Annotated in this window: 14 protein-coding genes and 1 other RNA gene; 5 read left to right on the forward strand and 10 right to left on the reverse strand. The window is 62.5% G+C overall.

What is annotated here, in order from left to right:
* Nucleotides 1-198 precede the first annotated feature (198 nt).
* Nucleotides 199-1,287, forward strand: coding sequence for a hypothetical protein (locus HNQ36_RS06470; RefSeq protein WP_184083207.1), 1,089 nt, complete (start codon nucleotides 199-201; stop codon nucleotides 1,285-1,287).
* A 37-nt stretch (nucleotides 1,288-1,324) separates the two neighbouring features.
* On the opposite strand, the gene gmk is transcribed toward HNQ36_RS06470, so the two are convergent.
* The 6 genes from gmk to fabG all read right to left on the reverse strand — a co-directional run bounded on the left by gmk (nucleotide 1,325) and on the right by fabG (nucleotide 7,148).
* On the reverse strand, nucleotides 1,325-1,981 hold the full coding sequence (gene gmk / locus HNQ36_RS06475) for a guanylate kinase (RefSeq protein WP_184083209.1): 657 nt from the start codon (nucleotides 1,979-1,981) through the stop codon (nucleotides 1,325-1,327).
* Nucleotides 1,982-1,987: 6 nt separating this feature from the next.
* Nucleotides 1,988-2,875, reverse strand: coding sequence for a YicC/YloC family endoribonuclease (locus tag HNQ36_RS06480; protein WP_184083211.1), 888 nt, complete (start codon nucleotides 2,873-2,875; stop codon nucleotides 1,988-1,990).
* Nucleotides 2,876-2,993: 118 nt separating this feature from the next.
* Nucleotides 2,994-4,337: an endolytic transglycosylase MltG gene (mltG, locus tag HNQ36_RS06485; protein ID WP_184083213.1), complete on the reverse strand. Its 1,344-nt coding sequence runs from the start codon at nucleotides 4,335-4,337 to the stop codon at nucleotides 2,994-2,996.
* Nucleotides 4,338-4,492: 155 nt separating this feature from the next.
* Complete coding sequence (fabF, locus tag HNQ36_RS06490; RefSeq protein ID WP_046826533.1) at nucleotides 4,493-5,758, reverse strand: beta-ketoacyl-ACP synthase II; 1,266 nt, start codon at nucleotides 5,756-5,758, stop codon at nucleotides 4,493-4,495.
* Nucleotides 5,759-5,868: 110 nt separating this feature from the next.
* On the reverse strand, nucleotides 5,869-6,108 hold the full coding sequence (locus tag HNQ36_RS06495; protein WP_006020277.1) for an acyl carrier protein: 240 nt from the start codon (nucleotides 6,106-6,108) through the stop codon (nucleotides 5,869-5,871).
* A gap of 302 nt (nucleotides 6,109-6,410) precedes the next feature.
* Nucleotides 6,411-7,148, reverse strand: a complete 738-nt coding sequence (gene fabG / locus HNQ36_RS06500) for a 3-oxoacyl-[acyl-carrier-protein] reductase (RefSeq protein ID WP_184083215.1) — start codon at nucleotides 7,146-7,148, stop codon at nucleotides 6,411-6,413.
* Between the two features lie 247 nt (nucleotides 7,149-7,395).
* Between fabG and HNQ36_RS06505 the strand changes: the two genes are divergently transcribed.
* Together HNQ36_RS06505 and eutC are read left to right on the forward strand one after the other, a co-directional pair.
* The gene (locus tag HNQ36_RS06505; RefSeq protein ID WP_184083216.1) at nucleotides 7,396-8,790 is read left to right on the forward strand and encodes an ethanolamine ammonia-lyase subunit EutB; all 1,395 of its coding nucleotides are present in this window, start codon (nucleotides 7,396-7,398) and stop codon (nucleotides 8,788-8,790) included.
* Nucleotides 8,787-9,593, forward strand: a complete 807-nt coding sequence (eutC, locus tag HNQ36_RS06510; RefSeq protein WP_184083218.1) for an ethanolamine ammonia-lyase subunit EutC — start codon at nucleotides 8,787-8,789, stop codon at nucleotides 9,591-9,593. The genes HNQ36_RS06505 and eutC overlap by 4 nt, the downstream gene beginning before the upstream one ends.
* Nucleotides 9,594-9,622: 29 nt before the next feature.
* On the opposite strand, the gene ssrA is transcribed toward eutC, so the two are convergent.
* Both ssrA and fabD read right to left on the reverse strand, forming a co-directional pair.
* Nucleotides 9,623-9,949: a transfer-messenger RNA gene (gene ssrA / locus HNQ36_RS06515) on the reverse strand.
* A 37-nt stretch (nucleotides 9,950-9,986) separates the two neighbouring features.
* A complete protein-coding gene (gene fabD, locus HNQ36_RS06520) occupies nucleotides 9,987-10,949 on the reverse strand; it encodes an ACP S-malonyltransferase (RefSeq protein WP_184083220.1) in 963 nt (320 codons plus the stop codon).
* Between the two features lie 307 nt (nucleotides 10,950-11,256).
* Here fabD and HNQ36_RS26090 point away from each other — a divergent pair, with 307 nt between their 5' ends.
* Together HNQ36_RS26090 and HNQ36_RS06530 are read left to right on the forward strand one after the other, a co-directional pair.
* On the forward strand, nucleotides 11,257-13,221 hold the full coding sequence (locus HNQ36_RS26090) for a glycosyltransferase family 2 protein (protein ID WP_246395299.1): 1,965 nt from the start codon (nucleotides 11,257-11,259) through the stop codon (nucleotides 13,219-13,221).
* 111 nt (nucleotides 13,222-13,332) lie between these two features.
* The gene (locus HNQ36_RS06530; protein WP_184083222.1) at nucleotides 13,333-13,530 is read left to right on the forward strand and encodes a hypothetical protein; all 198 of its coding nucleotides are present in this window, start codon (nucleotides 13,333-13,335) and stop codon (nucleotides 13,528-13,530) included.
* 67 nt (nucleotides 13,531-13,597) lie between these two features.
* Here the strand turns inward: HNQ36_RS06530 and HNQ36_RS06535 are convergent, their stop codons facing one another.
* Nucleotides 13,598-14,623: a fatty acid desaturase family protein gene (locus HNQ36_RS06535; RefSeq protein WP_184083224.1), complete on the reverse strand. Its 1,026-nt coding sequence runs from the start codon at nucleotides 14,621-14,623 to the stop codon at nucleotides 13,598-13,600.
* On the reverse strand, nucleotides 14,620-15,330 hold the full coding sequence (locus tag HNQ36_RS06540; RefSeq protein WP_184083226.1) for a TetR/AcrR family transcriptional regulator C-terminal domain-containing protein: 711 nt from the start codon (nucleotides 15,328-15,330) through the stop codon (nucleotides 14,620-14,622). Before HNQ36_RS06540 ends, HNQ36_RS06535 begins: the two co-directional genes overlap by 4 nt.
* Nucleotides 15,331-15,430 lie beyond the last annotated feature (100 nt).

A 15,430-nucleotide genomic window follows, 5' to 3' on the forward strand; every position in this document is an offset into this window, starting at 1 on the left:
AATATTCAGCGCGACGCGCAGCACATGCTCTCGTTACGCCATGCAGGTTCCCGAATGCCAGCCAGAATTGAGCAAATGGCCGCCTGCGCGCCCGCCCGAATTAAGCCTTAGCCTGTCCGGATTTGCGGCCTATTCCGACCCAACTTGTCACCGAGAAGCTAACGCGAGAATGAGTTCGTGTTGCGTAAGGGGGACAGAATGTCAAACCGCACCGCCGCAATTGCTTTTGCCGCCATCACCGGCTGCGTTTCAACTTTCGGCATCACATCGGCATCGGCAAATCCCGCCAGTGCGGCAGCGGGAACCGCCGCCAGCGCGGCATCCGGAAGCGCCGCCAATGCCGCCGACGAGTGCCTCGCCGGTCCAAAAGCCACGACACCGGCGGGCGCACACTGGTATTACCGCGTCGAGAAAGGCACCAAGCGCAAGTGCTGGTATCTCGGAGAGGCGGGCGCGAAGACGAAAAAGACAGCGGCGACTGCGCCAACGTCATCAGACACCGCTGAAAAGGATGTGCCTCCTCCGACACAGATCGCGCCTGCATCAAAGCAGGACGCCGCGAAGAAGCCGATGCAAAAATCCATTGCGAATGCGCGGGCGGAGTTGACCGCAGGAACGCCGGATGAAGATCCGTCGCTTGCGGAAACAACGTGGCCGCCGATGCCGGGCCCTTCCGCCAACGCCGATGTCCGCAACGATAACCAAGCGGCTGCGATACAGCCCGCTCCTGCTCCGGGCGCAAACAAGCAAGGCTGGAACGTCGCGACGCGCTGGCCCGACCCAGCCGCAGCCGCTACTGCCAGCGACCAGCCCGCCGCTATGCCGCAACCTGCGCAAGCAACTCCGGCTCTCACGGCGGAGCGTCTCGCCACCGCCGCTGCAACGCCGGCCCCGTCGCCCGCGCCTGCGATGACGACAGGCGCAGCGTCGCCGCAACCACAGCAATCCACGGCCGCTGCGGAAACCGAGGGCATGTCTATCAGGATACTGTTGAGCATTCTCGTCGGCGTGCTGGCGCTCGCCGCGATCCTCGGCCCGTTGCTGTTCAAGTACTTCCGGCCGAAGCCGCGTGAAGACGACCGCACCTACGGTCAGCGCCGCCCAATCTGGGACCTGAACGTGTCCAACGAGACACTTCTGCAGGACAATCCACCGCTCGTGATACCGCTCAACCACGCGCACGCCCTGCCCCAGCCCCGCGTGCTGGAAGAGCCGCGCATGCTGGACGATACCGCCGACGAGATCGAGCAATTGCTGTCGCGCGCCTCGAAGCGTTCGGCGGCGTAAGCTGCCTGCTTCATAAGCGGCGGGCACAACCCGCCGCTTACTTGTCCAATTGCTTTTGCAATTCGCGGACGAAGGCCGACAGGCCGGTCTGGCGTTCGCGCTTGAGCCGCTCGGCCTTAAGGATGGTCACGACCTGCGAATACGCCTCGTCGAGATCGCTGTTGGTGACGACGTAGTCGTATTCCGCCCAGTGGCTGAGTTCGTGGCTAGCGCGGCTCATGCGGCCGCGGATAACTTCATCCGAATCCTGCGCGCGGGTATGCAGCCGCTTCTCAAGATCCGCTGCCGACGGCGGCAGAATGAAAACGCTGACGACATCGGCGCGGGCCTTCTCGCGCAATTGCTGCGTGCCCTGCCAGTCGATATCGAACAGCACATCCTGACCTGAGGTCAGCGCATCCTCCACCGGCTTGCGCGGGGTGCCGTAGAAATTGTCGAACACCGGCGCATGTTCGAGCAGTTCGTTGCCCTTCACCATGGCGTCGAACTTCGGCTTGTCGATGAAGTAATAATGCTCGCCGTCAACTTCGCCGGGACGCTTCGCGCGCGTTGTCACCGACACCGACATCCGCAGATCGTGGATCTTGTCGATCAGCATACGCGCCAGGGTGGATTTGCCTGCGCCCGATGGCGACGACAGCACGAACATCAGCCCGCGCCGCTCACCGTCTCTCAAGGTGCCCCCCGCCGCCATGTCCGCTTACTCCAGATTCTGGACCTGCTCGCGAAACTGCTCGACAACACTCTTCATCTCAAGCCCGGTGTTGGTCAGTTCGATATCGTTCGACTTCGAGCAGGTGGTGTTGACCTCGCGGTTGAATTCCTGCGCCAGAAAATCGAGACGCCGTCCCACCGCCCCGCCCTTGCCGAGCAGTTCGCGGGTCTGCGCGATATGCGAGGCGATGCGGTCGAGTTCTTCGCGAATGTCGGCCTTGGCCGCGATCATCAGCGCTTCCTGGCTGAGCCGGTCGGCGTCGAAGCGATCCGATGTCTCAAGCAATACCGCGATTTGCTCGGCGAGCCGCGCACGGATCGCCTCGGGCTTTCGGCCGGGCGCCGCTTCCGCCCGCTGCGCGAGACGTTCGATCTCGTCCATCCGCTGGGTCAGTATCTGGCCGAGGGATGTGCCTTCGCGCTTGCGCATGTCGATCAGGCTTTGCAGCGCCTGCTCGAACGACGCCGAGACGGCGGCGCGTGCGGTCTGCATTTCAGTCTCGTCGCTCTCCGGCTCGACGACTTCGAGGACGCCCTTGATCCCGAGCAATCCATCGACGCTTGGCGCGACGGCATCGGTGCGCGCGGAAATCTCGCCCGCGACTTTCAGAATCGAGGACAGAACGTCCTCGTTGATGCGCACGACCGACGCCGCACCGGTGCGTTTCACTGTGAGGTTGGCGTAGACGGTGCCGCGCGACAGCAGTTCGGTGGCGCGCTTGCGGGCTGCGGTCTCGACGTCGTCCCACCCTGCGGGCACCCGTAGCCGGAAATCAAAGCCTTTGGCGTTGACCGATTTCAATTCCCATTCGAACGCATAGGGTCCGCTGGTGCCGTGGCTTCGCGCAAAGCCGGTCATGCTCGACAGCGCCATCGCGAAAGTGTCTCCGTCTCTGGTGTTCAGAACAATGCAGATTGCGAGCCGGTCAACCGGCTCACGTCAGGACTGAGCTTGTCCCTGAAATCGGCAAGGCACGCAAGAGAGGGCCGCGCTACTGCGTCTTCTCTTCTTCGGGCTCCGGCTCGGCGGGTGCCGCAGCCGGGGCGCGCTTTGCGGTGCGTTTGCGCGAGGCCGCGTCCGCCACCGGCTCGTTGGCGATGATGCTGGCGGGCGCCGAGGCCTTCGGGGCTGCGGCCTTCGGAGCGGCCTTCGGAGGCGCGCTCGGCTTGGCGGGAGCCGCCGCAGGCGCGCCTGTTGCGGGCGCCGGCACAGCAGCAACCGGAGGCTGGTCGTCGGCATCCACCGTGTCGTTCTGCTGCTGGCGCTCCATCGCGCGCAGCTTGGCGACGCCCTTCTGGTGCTGGTCGTAGGTTTCGGTGAACGAATGGCCGCCGGTGCCGTCCGCTACGAAGAACAGATCGCGGGTCCGCGCCGGATTGGCGGTGGCTTCGAGCGATGCGCGGCCGGGATTGGCGATCGGTCCCGGCGGAAGTGCGTCGATCACATAGGTGTTGTACGGCGACGGTTGCGTGATCTCGCTGCGCTTGATCGGCCGGCCGAGCGTGCCCTTGCCGCCGACCAGGCCGTAAATGATGGTCGGATCGGACTGAAGCTTGATCCGCTGACGCAAACGGTTGGTGAAAACGGCGGCGACGCGGCTGCGCTCGTCGGCCCGGCCGGTTTCCTTTTCGACGATGGACGCCAGCGTGACGAGTTGCTCGGGCGAGCGGACAGGAATGTCGGGATTGCGGCGCGCCCAGACTTCGGCAAGCACCTTCTTCTGCGCCTGCTGCATGCGGTGGATCACCTGATCGCGCGGCGTGCCGCGCGGGAAATTGTAGGTGTCGGGCAGCAGTGTGCCTTCGCGCGGCTGCTCTTTCAGCGAGCCCGCGAAAATATCGTTCTCCTGAAGCCGGGCGACGATCTGCTCAGACGTCAGGCCTTCCGGAATGGTGATGGAATGCTGCACCACCTTGCCTTCGACAATGGTGCCGATGACGTCGCGCAGGCTGGCGTTCTTCTGGAACAGATACTCGCCGGACTTCAGACCCGACCGCGCATTGAGCGCCAGGACGCTGCCGATGAATGTCCAGCGGTCGGCCGTGATCACGCCGTTGCGCTGAAGGATGTCGCCGATATCGGTCATGCCCGCGCGCGGGGGAATGTTGACGACCTTGTCTTCCGCCAGCGGGCCTTTGGCCTCGATCGTCTTCTTGCCGTAGAAGAAGACGCCGCCAGCCAGCAACATTGCGACAATCAGGAACGTAAAGATCGCGTTCCCGACCACAACGAGCGTGCTTCGTGCGCGCTGCGAATGCTTTGGCGGCTGCGGCACCTGTTCGGGCTCGAGCGCCGCGCGCGGACTGCGGGGCGCAATGGGAGGTCTCTGGCTCATCGAAGCAACCTGAATTCTGCCGGCGGTTTAAATATTATTGATTCAGTAATTATACGCGCAGTCGTGAGAGAAATTATGTCCGAATGAGGCAAAACCGTGAAGACAGTTTTGCCTCATTTCTACAGCCTTTAAGTCTTCTCTTTAGCTCGAGACGCTTAGTTTGCCAGACGCCGGACGACCAGCGAAGCGTTGGTGCCGCCGAATCCGAATGAGTTCGACAGGGCCACGTTGATCTCGCGTGGCCTTGCCTTGTTCGGGACGAGATCGATCGCCGTCTCGACGGAGGGATTGTCGAGATTGATCGTCGGCGGCGCGACATTATCCCGAATCGCGAGAACGCAGAAAATCGCTTCGATGGCGCCTGCCGCACCGAGCAGATGGCCGGTGGACGACTTGGTCGATGACATCGAAACCTTCGACGCCGCATTGCCAAGCAGACGTTGCGCTGCGCCAAGCTCGATCTCGTCGCCGAGCGGCGTCGAGGTTCCGTGTGCGTTGATGTAGTCGATGTCGGAGGCCGTCACGCCCGCACGCTTCATCGCAGCGCTCATGCAGCGGTACGCGCCGTCGCCGTCTTCGGCCGGAGCGGTAATGTGATAAGCATCGCCGGACAGGCCATAGCCCACGACCTCGGCGTAAATCTTTGCGCCGCGCTTTTTTGCGTGCTCGTATTCCTCGAGCACCACGACGCCGGCGCCCTCGCCCATCACGAAGCCATCGCGATCCTTGTCATAAGGACGCGAGGCGATGGTCGGATTATCGTTGTACTTGGTGGCCATCGCGCGCAACGCACAGAAACCGCCCATGGCGAGGCGGTTGACGGCGGACTCGGCGCCACCCGCGACCATCACGTCGGCATCGCCGAAGGCGATCAGGCGGCTGGCGTCGCCGATGGCGTGTGCGCCGGTCGAGCAAGCGGTCACAACCGCATGGTTCGGGCCTTTGAGACCGTGCTTGATCGAAACGTAACCCGACGCGAGATTGATCAGACGGCCGGGAATGAAGAACGGCGACAGCTTGCGCGGCCCACGCTCCTTCAGGATCACGGCGGCTTCGCCGATGCCCTCGATGCCGCCGATGCCGGAACCGATCATGGTGCCGGTAGCGCAGCGGTCTTCCTCGGTGGCCGGATGCCAGTTGGCGTCGTCGAGCGCCTGGCTCGCGGCCGCCATCGCGAAAATGATGAAATCGTCGACCTTGCGCTGCTCCTTCGGCTCCATCCAGTCGTCAGGATTGAAGGTGCCGTTGGTGCCGTCGCCGCGCGGAACCATGCATGCGATCTGGCAGGTCAGATCGGAAACTTCGAACTTCTCGATACGGCTAGCGCCGCTATCGCCATTGAGGATGCGTTTCCAGGTCTGCTCGACACCATTCGCGAGCGGCGAAACCATGCCCAGACCCGTGACGACAACCCTCCGCATACGTTCTTCTCCGGTACGATCGGCGAACGCCAACAAACGCCGCTATGACAGCAAGACGGCGGGTCGTTCGATTACAACCCGCCGCTCGTCGTCATGGCTGCGCGGTGGCGTCAGCTCTTTGCGTTTTTCTCGAGAAACTTGGTGGCGTCGCCCACGGTGAGAATGGTTTCCGCGGCATCGTCTGGAATTTCGCAGCCGAATTCCTCTTCGAACGCCATCACGAGTTCGACGGTATCGAGGCTGTCTGCGCCGAGATCGTCGATGAAGCTGGCAGCATCCACAACCTTCTCTGGCTCGACACCAAGGTGCTCGACCACAATCTTCTTAACTCGCTCGCCAATCTCACTCATCGTTTAACCTCGTGCTTGTTCCATTAAACTCGACCGCAAAACGATACGAGCCCCTCGCGGTGCGAAAAAATGCGAATTCGTGCCGTCCGTACCACGCGTCCCCGTACCTTCGCCATAGCGGCGAAGTGACCGAAAACGGCGGCTGGCGCCGGAACGGCAATATACGGGGTTTGGCGATCCTGCAATGGCGTTTTCCCCAACCGAGTGCCGTTCGGTTACCATACTTCCCCGGAGTTGACCACAAGGCCCCGGCTCCCGTCCACCGGCCTGTCCCGCTTGACAAAATCCCCGCGAAACGGGCCTTAAATCATGGCCATACCGCCGTTGACATGGATGGTCTGGCCAGTCACGTAGGCCGCCTCGTTGGATGCGAGATAGACCGCCGCCGCAGCGATATCTTCCGGCGTTCCGAGCCGCCCGGCGGGCACCTTGGCCAGCACCCCTTCGCGTTGCTTTTCATTCAAAACGTCCGTCATGGGCGTCGCAATGAAGCCGGGTGCAATGCAGTTGGCTGTCACATTGCGGCGGGCGTATTCCGCGCCCACGGACTTCATCATTCCGATCAGGCCGGCCTTGGATGCCGCGTAATTCCCCTGCCCGGCATTGCCGGTCACGCCGACCACCGAGGTGATCGCGATGATTCGGCCGAACCGCTTGCGCATCATCAGCTTGGTCGCGGCGCGCGCCAGCCGGAACGTCGCGGTGAGATTCACCCGGATGACGTCGTCGAAGTCCTCGTCGCGCAACTGGACAAAAAGGTTGTCCCGCGTGATGCCCGCATTGGCCACGAGAATATCGAGCTGACCCATCGCCTTTTCAGCGGCGGGAACCAGTGCTTCGACCTCGGTCATGTCAGAGAGATTGCACGGCAGCACATGCACGCGCTCTTTCAGTTCGCCTGCGAGGGTATCGAGCGCCTCGCGCCGGGTGCCCGAGATCGCGACCGTGGCGCCCTGTGCATGCAACGCCCGCGCGATCGCGCCGCCGATGCCGCCGGTCGCTCCGGTCACGAGCGCCGTCCTGCCTGTCAAATCGAACATGTTGCCCCCTTGGGAGAAGTCCCGGGTATGGGTCAAAGATTGCGCTTCGTTTGCCGCAAGAAAACGCCGTTCGTCAATGACCCCTGCCCGGTCTCCTGCCACAAAAACGCCCCTGCCGGTCGGCTGCGCGGTCCCGCGGCACTGCCCTTGCCTGTTTTCAGGGCGAACCGGCGGCTCCTACGCCACGACCGGGTTTGATGGTATCCTGTCCGTCACGCCCTCAAGGAAGCAGCGGAGAGAGACACCGATGCGCTATCGCACCGCCATCGCGTCACAGCTCTTCGCGTTCGACGACCTCAAGCAGGTGATGGCCTATGCCAGCCCCGCGCGCTCGGGCGATACCCTCGCAGGCATCGGCGCGGCCACGGCGCAGGAACGGATGGCGGCGCGTCATGTGCTGGCGGACGTACCGCTCAAGCAGTTCCTCACCGAGGCGATGGTTCCCTACGAGGACGACAACATCACGCGGCTGATCATCGACAGCCACGATGCGGCCGCGTTCGCGCCGGTGTCGCACATGACCGTCGGCGATTTCCGCAACTGGCTGCTGTCCGAACAGGCCACGACCGAGGCGCTCGCAGCGCTGGCGCCGGGCCTCACGCCGGAAATGGTCGCAGCCGTTTCCAAGATCATGCGCAATCAGGACCTGATCGCGGTGGCGCGCAAGTGCCGCGTCATCACCCGCTTCCGCGACACCATCGGGCTCGAAGGACATCTGTCGGTGCGCCTGCAACCGAACCACCCTACCGACGATTTGCGCGGCGTGGCGGCATCGACCCTCGATGGCCTGCTGATGGGATCGGGCGACGCCGTGATCGGCATCAATCCCGTCTCCGACAGCATGCCGGTGCTCGGCAACCTGCTGCGCATGCTGGACGAGGTGATTCAGCGTTTCGAAATCCCGACGCAGAGCTGCGTGCTCACCCACGTCACCAACACCATCCATCTGGCGGAGGCCGGCGCACCGGTGGATCTCGTATTCCAATCGATCGGCGGCACCGAGAAGACCAACCTCTCCTTCGGCGTGACGCCCGAGCTTCTGGATGAAGCACGGGATGCCGCCCTGTCGCTGAAGCGCGGCACCGTCGGCGACAACGTGATGTACTTCGAAACCGGTCAGGGCAGCGCGCTGTCGGCGGACGCGAACTTCGGCGTCGACCAGCAGACCTGCGAGGCGCGCGCCTACGCGCTGGCGCGGCGCTACAAGCCACTGCTGATCAACACCGTGGTTGGTTTCATCGGCCCCGAATATCTCTACGACGGCAAGCAGATCATCCGCGCCGGTCTGGAGGATCATTTCTGCGGCAAGCTGCTCGGTCTGCCGCTGGGTTGCGACATTTGCTACACCAACCACGCCGAAGCCGATCAGGACGACATGGACACGCTGCTGGTGCTGCTCGGGGCCGCAGGCATCAGCTTCATCATGGGCGTTCCCGGCGCGGACGACGTCATGCTCAACTACCAGAGCACGTCGTTTCACGATGCCCTATTCCTGCGCGAAACCATGGGCCTCAAGCGCGCGCCCGAGTTTGAAGCGTGGCTGCAGCGCATGCAGATCACCGACGCCGACGGGCGGTTGCGCCCCCCCTCACCCAACGCGCTGCTCGGCGGCATGGGCAATCTCAAGTCGCTGGTCGCATGACGGATAGGAAAGACACCGAGAGCAACGTCACGGAAAGTCCCTGGAGCGAGTGGCGCAGCGTCACGCCGGCGCGGCTGGCGCTTGGGCGCGTCGGTGCGGGCATGCCGACCGACGAGGTGTTACGCTTTGGCTGGGCGCATGCGATGGCACGCGATGCGATTCATGCCGCGCTCGACGTACCAAAACTCGAAGCAGCATTACACGCGCAAGGATGGACCGTTGCGCATGTCCATAGCCGCGCGCCGGACCGCACCACCTATCTGCGGCGGCCGGATCTGGGGCGTGTGATCGATCCGGACGAGATTGCAAAACTGCGCACCGCTCCGTTCAAACCGAGCGACATCTGCATCGTGATCGGCGACGGGCTGTCGTCGCTGGCGGTCGACCGTCACGCCGCGCCTCTGCTCGCCGCGTTGAAACCGCTGCTTGCGGATGAACTGAAGCGAGCGCCGGTTGTCATCGCCGCGCAGGCGCGCGTGGCGCTGGCCGACGAGATCGCAGAACTGTTGCAGGCGAAGCTATCGATCATGCTGATCGGCGAGCGACCGGGCCTGAGTTCGCCGGATAGCCTCGGCATCTACATCACCCACGCACCGTTCCGCGGGCGCAACGATGCCGGACGCAACTGCATTTCCAACGTGCGGCCCGAAGGACTGAGCTACGCCGCCGCCGCGTTCAAGCTCGCGTGGCTGGTGCGCGAATCGCTCACGCGCAGGCTGACCGGCGTGGACCTCAAGGATGAAAGCGATCTGGCCCTGCTCGCGGCAAACGCGAACGCGGTTCGCTTGCCGCCATCGAGATAAATAAAAGCCGCGTCACCCGAAGGTGACGCGGCCATGGCCGTTCTGTTGCTAGGTGGACCTACCCCGAATGGTTACGCCGCGAGGCGCACTTCATTCATGCGAACGTTATCGTTTGCATTTAGGTTTTGACCCGATAACGGCGGTATCATGCCGGGCACACTTCAAGGCTTCATAACAAGCATCGAACCTATTTCGCCCCCATCAGAAACGGTTCACAATCGAACCTTCAGTCTAACCGCTTCTGGTGGAGGCGCCGGGGTACTGCCCCCCGGGTCTACTTATTGTCCGCGTTGAGATTCAGCGCCATCGTCTTGCGACAGTACCAATATATGCGAGATTTCCGGTTTTGTAAGGTGCAAAAACAAGCCCTTCCGGATCATCAACCGACAAGCGTTAGGAACTCATTTTCGCCGCCGCGATCGCCGCCTTCGCAGCCTCGATATCGCCCGGTCCGCCGACCGATACGCCCACCGCGCCATCGGCGATACGCTTGACCAGACCGGACAGCACCTTGCCGGCACCGATCTCGAGGAAGTGCGTCACGCCGTTGCTGGCCATGTACGCAACGCTCTCGCGCCAGCGCACGGTGCCGGTGACCTGCTCGACCAGCCGCTTGCGGATTTCGTCCGGATCGGTGATCGCGGAGGCCAGCACGTTGGACACCAGCGGTGCCTTCGGCTTGTTGATGGTCACACCGGCCAGCGCCTGCGCCATCGCGTCCGCCGCAGGCTGCATCAGGCGGCAATGGAACGGCGCGGATACCGGCAGCAGCATCGCGCGCTTGGCGCCCTTGGTCTTGGCGATCTCAAGTGCTCGCTCGACGGCAGCCTTGTCGCCCGAGACGACCACCTGCCCGCCGCCATTGTCGTTGGCGGCCTGACAGACCTCGTTCTGCGCAGCTTCTTCCGCCACCGCAACCGCAGCCTCATAATCGAGGCCAAGCAGCGCAGCCATCGCGCCGACGCCCACCGGTACGGCCTTCTGCATGGCGAGACCGCGCGTGCGCAGCAGCTTCGCCGTGTCGCTGATCGAGAAACTGCCAGCAGCCGCCAGCGCGGAATACTCGCCGAGTGAATGCCCCGCGACGAACGCCGCGTCGCGCGCGATGTCGATGCCCGCCTCGGTCTCCAGCACGCGTAGCGTCGCCAGCGACACCGCCATCAGCGCCGGCTGGGCGTTCTCGGTGAGCTGCAGCGTTTCCGCAGGTCCCTCCCAGATAATCGCCGTCAGCTTTTGTCCCAACGCCGCATCGACTTCGTCGAATACGGCCCTGGCTGCCGGAAATGCATCGGCGAGCGCTTTGCCCATGCCGACCGTCTGCGATCCCTGTCCCGGAAAGGTGAATGCTGCTGTCATGGAGGTCCCCTTAAAAGATAGGCCGTAAGACACCGCCGGGACGGCGGGTGTCAAGCTGCGGCGCGGCGGAGCCGATATGAGCCGGCGCGTTGCAGGCCCCTGACCGCCCGGTCAACAGGCCAGTCGGCCAATGAACCACCCGAATTACCGGCTCATTGCCGAATTTACTGCGACATCAGAAACCACGACGTCCCACCTGAAAGGGTGTATTGCGTGCCTCTATTTGCCTCACAATGCTCGGCATTAGCCGCCAACCTCCGTGATACCATGCGCTTATTTTGCAAGTTATTTTTCCGAAAGCATAAAAATGAACTGGCGACCGGTGAATATTGCCCCGAATGAACTCGGTTTTGAAACAAGGGGGATCGTTGAAAGATTTCATGAGGCATGCCGTCGCCTGAATGTTCGGCCGGTCACAGCGGACATCAATGGTGGCTACGCCGGACGCACTGCCGGAGGGCGTGTTGAAACGGCAGACGGCCGCCAGTTGTGGCTCAGAGTCGCCGGAGCAGAGTCAATCGACAACCGGCTGCTTAAGGCCGACATTGCGGCGGATAAGATAACCGGCATTCCAAAACCTGTACTTGTCGAGCGAAACGATTGGGTAAACGGAAACATTCATTGGACTGCACGGCTTATCACGCTCACTGACGCCGCCGTTGAAGCGAATCCGTGGGCAGGCCCATCTGCCGCCAGCGTTACGGACGACTGGATCGGCGATCTCAAACAAGCGCTCGATGGTTTGGCCAGCAAGACATCCGCGCAAATTCATGTTTCGCCCGAAGCTTTGCAAAAATGGCTTTCCGATACAAATCAGATCGAGCATGAGTTTCCGCAGAGCGAATGGCGGCTGTCTCACAATGATCTGAACTGGAGCAATCTGACCGCTCCAAAACTGTCGATTTTGGACTGGGAATGGCATGGGCTTTCACCCACAGGCTTTGATCCTGGCCTGCTGATTGCCTACTCGTGCAGGAATGAAGAACTCGTGCGCCGCCTGGAACGTGCGTTCGAACCGTATTTCGAAACGTTCACCGGTCGCGTGGCACGCGCCTTCGCCACCGACCAGCTCCGGAGCGCGGCCGCCGGGGGCTGGCTTGATCCGGCAATGCTTCGGCATCTCGACGCGATGCTTGAGCGGCTCAATAGCCAGGTCCTGCTGGCGTATCACAATACGGAGAAGCGTTCGCGGAAAACCGTTTCGACTGCGGACACGGGCCTTGGCCTCGATGTCGCGACGGGACACGCAGGGCATGGCATGGATGCCGCCGTGGATGGATACAAAATCGCAGCCGTCATTCCGCTCTACAACGGTGCCAGCTATATTCGCACCGCGCTCGAAAGCGTCCTGGCGCAGGAACGCAAGGCTGACGAGATTATCGTTGTTGACGATGGTTCAACCGACAGCGGCCCCTCCATTGTCGCAAGCATGGCCGCAGCCAATCCGACGATAAGGCTCCTCTCAAAAAAGAACGGCGGCCAGGGATCGGCGCGGAATTTTGGCGTGCGGCATTCGGCGGCGGACCTGATCGCTTTCCTCGACCAGGACGACATTTGGTATGCGGATCATCTGACAGAGCTTGAGAAACCGTTTTTGCGGAAATCGCGGTTGCCGCTTGGCTGGACCTATTCAAATCTCGATGAGATCAACGGCAACGGCCGGATGGTGTGCCATTCGGTTCTCGATACCCAGAAAAACGAACATCCCAAGCGGACCCTGCAGTGCTGCCTCCAACAGGATATGTTCATCCTGCCGGGGGCATCGTTGATATCAAGGGACGCGTTCGACGCAGTGGGAGGCTTCGACGAACAGTTCATGGGCTATGAAGACGACGATCTTTTCCTGCGGATGTTCTGCCGCGGCTATCGCAGCGTCTATATCGACCAGCCATTGACGATATGGCGCATTCACACCGCATCGACGTCATATGGAAAACTGATGGCGCAATCGCGCATGAAGTATTTCAGCAAACTCGTTGCCACGTTCCCGGATGAACCCGAACTGCACCGCTTTTTTGCCCGGCAGTTTTTTGCGCCCCGGTTCGTACGGAGCGTCCTGGCGGATCTTCGCAGCGGAATTACTCTGGATAATCACGAGCGCGTGGTGATCGCCTGCTCTCATCTGTGGGAGTTGAGCGGCCACCTCTCGATGCGGCAAAAAATCCCCCTCAGAATGCTGGCTATCCTCGCGCGTTTTCCGATGGCTGGACGACTGGCCCGGAGACTGCCGGATGGAGCGGCGAACGGGGTGCGGAGTGTCTTCGGGGTGTGACACCCGTCGTGGCTGTGTTGCGCAAGCCCGATCAGCCGCGGACCTGTCGATCAGATGGAACTCTGACCCCGCGTGCGCGTTTTCCGTTGGGGCGCTCAGTGGAGTGCGCACATGGAAGAAAACCCTCGCAAGCCACAAACATTAGCCTTGGCACCTGTCCTGATCTTCGCGGCCGTTCTCCTTGCGGTGTTCGGAGCAGCGCTGGTGACCGCGATCGACACCAGCCCAACCGTCGTCGCCACCACGGACAAGGCACCGCCTGGAACGACAGGTCTGGCGAGGCCGCATTCGACATCGGAACAGCGTTAAGCCGCTTGTCCGAGGCTAAGCCGTTAACCCGCTGTCCGAGGCTAAGCCGTTAACCCGCTGTCCGAGGCTAAAAGCCTGACGCCGCCTGGTTGCCGTCAACCACCGCGCCGGTACGCGCGCGCCGCACGTTGCTGACAAGCTCGCCCGGCCGATCCTGATCCTTCGGACGCGACGTCGCGAGCCGCAGCACAGCGGCGTAGCTCGGCTGCACTTCCATCCGCCCGGCATGCGGACCGCGCGTCAGGATTTCGTGCACGCGACGCAGGTTGTAGCAAGGCACGTAGAACAGCAGATGGTGTTCGAGATGGTAGTTGACGTAATACGGCGCGACGAACAGCCGTTCGAGGAAGCCTGCACGCGTGGTGCGCGTGTTGCGTAGCGGATCGTTGCTGTCCGGCACGACGGCGTGTTCCGCGATGTTGCGGACGCGGGTGATCACCATCATCCATGTCATCAGAGGGGTGAGCCAGAGCAACGGATAGGCCCACCACACGCCTGCCGCCGCGAGTCCTGCGAACAAAATCGCATTGACCACGATCTGCGGGCCGAGCTTCTCCCAGAAATTCGCAGCGCGCTGCCGCAACGGCCATGTGGACTCGCCAATCGCATTCAGAAACTGCGCCTTGCGCTGCTGGTAGCCGGTCTGGCCGGTGATATCGCGCCAGAATTTCCGCCGGTAGCTGGGCTGCGTGATCGGAAACGGCGCGGACAGGATCAGGTCCGGATCGTTGTCCTGCTGCGTGTGGGCGTGATGCTGAAGATGATAGCGGCGATAGGCCCGCGTCTCCGCGAAAACCGGATAGGCGCAGAACCACTGGCTGAGAAACATGTTCAGTTTGTCGCCGTTCGCGAGACTGCCATGGGCTCCGTCGTGCATCAGGATCGCAAGGCCAAGCTGACGCGAGCCGATGATGCCGACCGCCAGCAGAAACGTGAATGGATTCGGCCAGACTGCAACCATCGCAATCGATCCAAGGATCAGCGCCCACGCATGAGCGATCAGCGCAACACCCTTCCACGTCGAACGCGTGCGCACCTCCATCAATTCCTGCTCGGTCATCAGGTCACGTGCACGGATGCGTGGAGCAGTCATTGGCGTTTCTCCTTGTTATCGGATGACGGTTGTTCGGCGGAATCCGCCGCGCCGACGAGCCGGAGCCGCGCGCCATCGGCGGCGACATCGGCCTGGGGTCCAAGCAGGCGCAGCATCTCGGCGACGAGATCCTCGGAGGATCGCCCCATCGCGTGTCCCTCGATGGTCACACCGATCGTGATCGCCCAGAAGCGCCGCGCGCTCGTTTCCGGATCGAGGCGCGAATGCCATCCGCGCGCGATCATCTCCGCGGCGTAGGCCCGCAACCCTTCGGAGTGCAGCCGCTCGACGGTGCGCTCCACCAGCGGAGCGAGATCCTGACGGCGGCGGGTCAACGTCATCGCTTCGACGAAGAATCCGACGGCGTCCGTCCGCATCACGCTTTCGACCAGCGAACGGGTGTAGTCATTCGGTGAAAGCTGCTTGCCGGCGTTCTGCTCGGCGGCACGGGCGACATACAGCACGTCTCGGCAGGCTGCCTCGACGAACAGAGCCTCCTTGGTGCGGAAGTAGTACGTGATCTGGCTCGGGAAGGCGTCTGCCGCTGCTGCGATGTCGGCGATCGAAACGCCCGCCACCCCACGTTCCTTGAACAGCCTGCTGGCCGCATCGAGCAGCCGCGACCGCATTTGCCGCCCCGCCGTGCGGGTCGCACGGGATGCGTGCTTTGGATCGCGAATACCACCCTTGGGAGATATGGCTTTCATCTCGCGCTCTCGCAGCCGGGTCATCCGGGACCATTCGAAGCGATCTAATTGTATGTCATACAAACAACTAGATCAAGGCAGATTTGGCGGCTGTCCGGCG

This window comes from Afipia massiliensis (assembly GCF_014203115.1).
Taxonomy (GTDB): Bacteria; Pseudomonadota; Alphaproteobacteria; order Rhizobiales; family Xanthobacteraceae; genus Afipia; species Afipia massiliensis.

Excerpts from the sequence above, each read along its gene's own strand:
- HNQ36_RS06470 (WP_184083207.1), top strand. The coding sequence starts at position 199 with ATGTCAAACCGCACCGCCGCAATTGCTTTTGCCGCCATCACCGGCTGC.
- gmk (WP_184083209.1), bottom strand. The coding sequence starts at position 1,981 with ATGGCGGCGGGGGGCACCTTGAGAGACGGTGAGCGGCGCGGGCTGATG.
- HNQ36_RS06480 (WP_184083211.1), bottom strand. The coding sequence starts at position 2,875 with ATGGCGCTGTCGAGCATGACCGGCTTTGCGCGAAGCCACGGCACCAGC.
- mltG (WP_184083213.1), bottom strand. The coding sequence starts at position 4,337 with ATGAGCCAGAGACCTCCCATTGCGCCCCGCAGTCCGCGCGCGGCGCTC.
- fabF (WP_046826533.1), bottom strand. The coding sequence starts at position 5,758 with ATGCGGAGGGTTGTCGTCACGGGTCTGGGCATGGTTTCGCCGCTCGCG.
- HNQ36_RS06495 (WP_006020277.1), bottom strand. The coding sequence starts at position 6,108 with ATGAGTGAGATTGGCGAGCGAGTTAAGAAGATTGTGGTCGAGCACCTT.
- fabG (WP_184083215.1), bottom strand. The coding sequence starts at position 7,148 with ATGTTCGATTTGACAGGCAGGACGGCGCTCGTGACCGGAGCGACCGGC.
- HNQ36_RS06505 (WP_184083216.1), top strand. The coding sequence starts at position 7,396 with ATGCGCTATCGCACCGCCATCGCGTCACAGCTCTTCGCGTTCGACGAC.
- eutC (WP_184083218.1), top strand. The coding sequence starts at position 8,787 with ATGACGGATAGGAAAGACACCGAGAGCAACGTCACGGAAAGTCCCTGG.
- fabD (WP_184083220.1), bottom strand. The coding sequence starts at position 10,949 with ATGACAGCAGCATTCACCTTTCCGGGACAGGGATCGCAGACGGTCGGC.
- HNQ36_RS26090 (WP_246395299.1), top strand. The coding sequence starts at position 11,257 with ATGAACTGGCGACCGGTGAATATTGCCCCGAATGAACTCGGTTTTGAA.
- HNQ36_RS06530 (WP_184083222.1), top strand. The coding sequence starts at position 13,333 with ATGGAAGAAAACCCTCGCAAGCCACAAACATTAGCCTTGGCACCTGTC.
- HNQ36_RS06535 (WP_184083224.1), bottom strand. The coding sequence starts at position 14,623 with ATGACTGCTCCACGCATCCGTGCACGTGACCTGATGACCGAGCAGGAA.
- HNQ36_RS06540 (WP_184083226.1), bottom strand. The coding sequence starts at position 15,330 with ATGAAAGCCATATCTCCCAAGGGTGGTATTCGCGATCCAAAGCACGCA.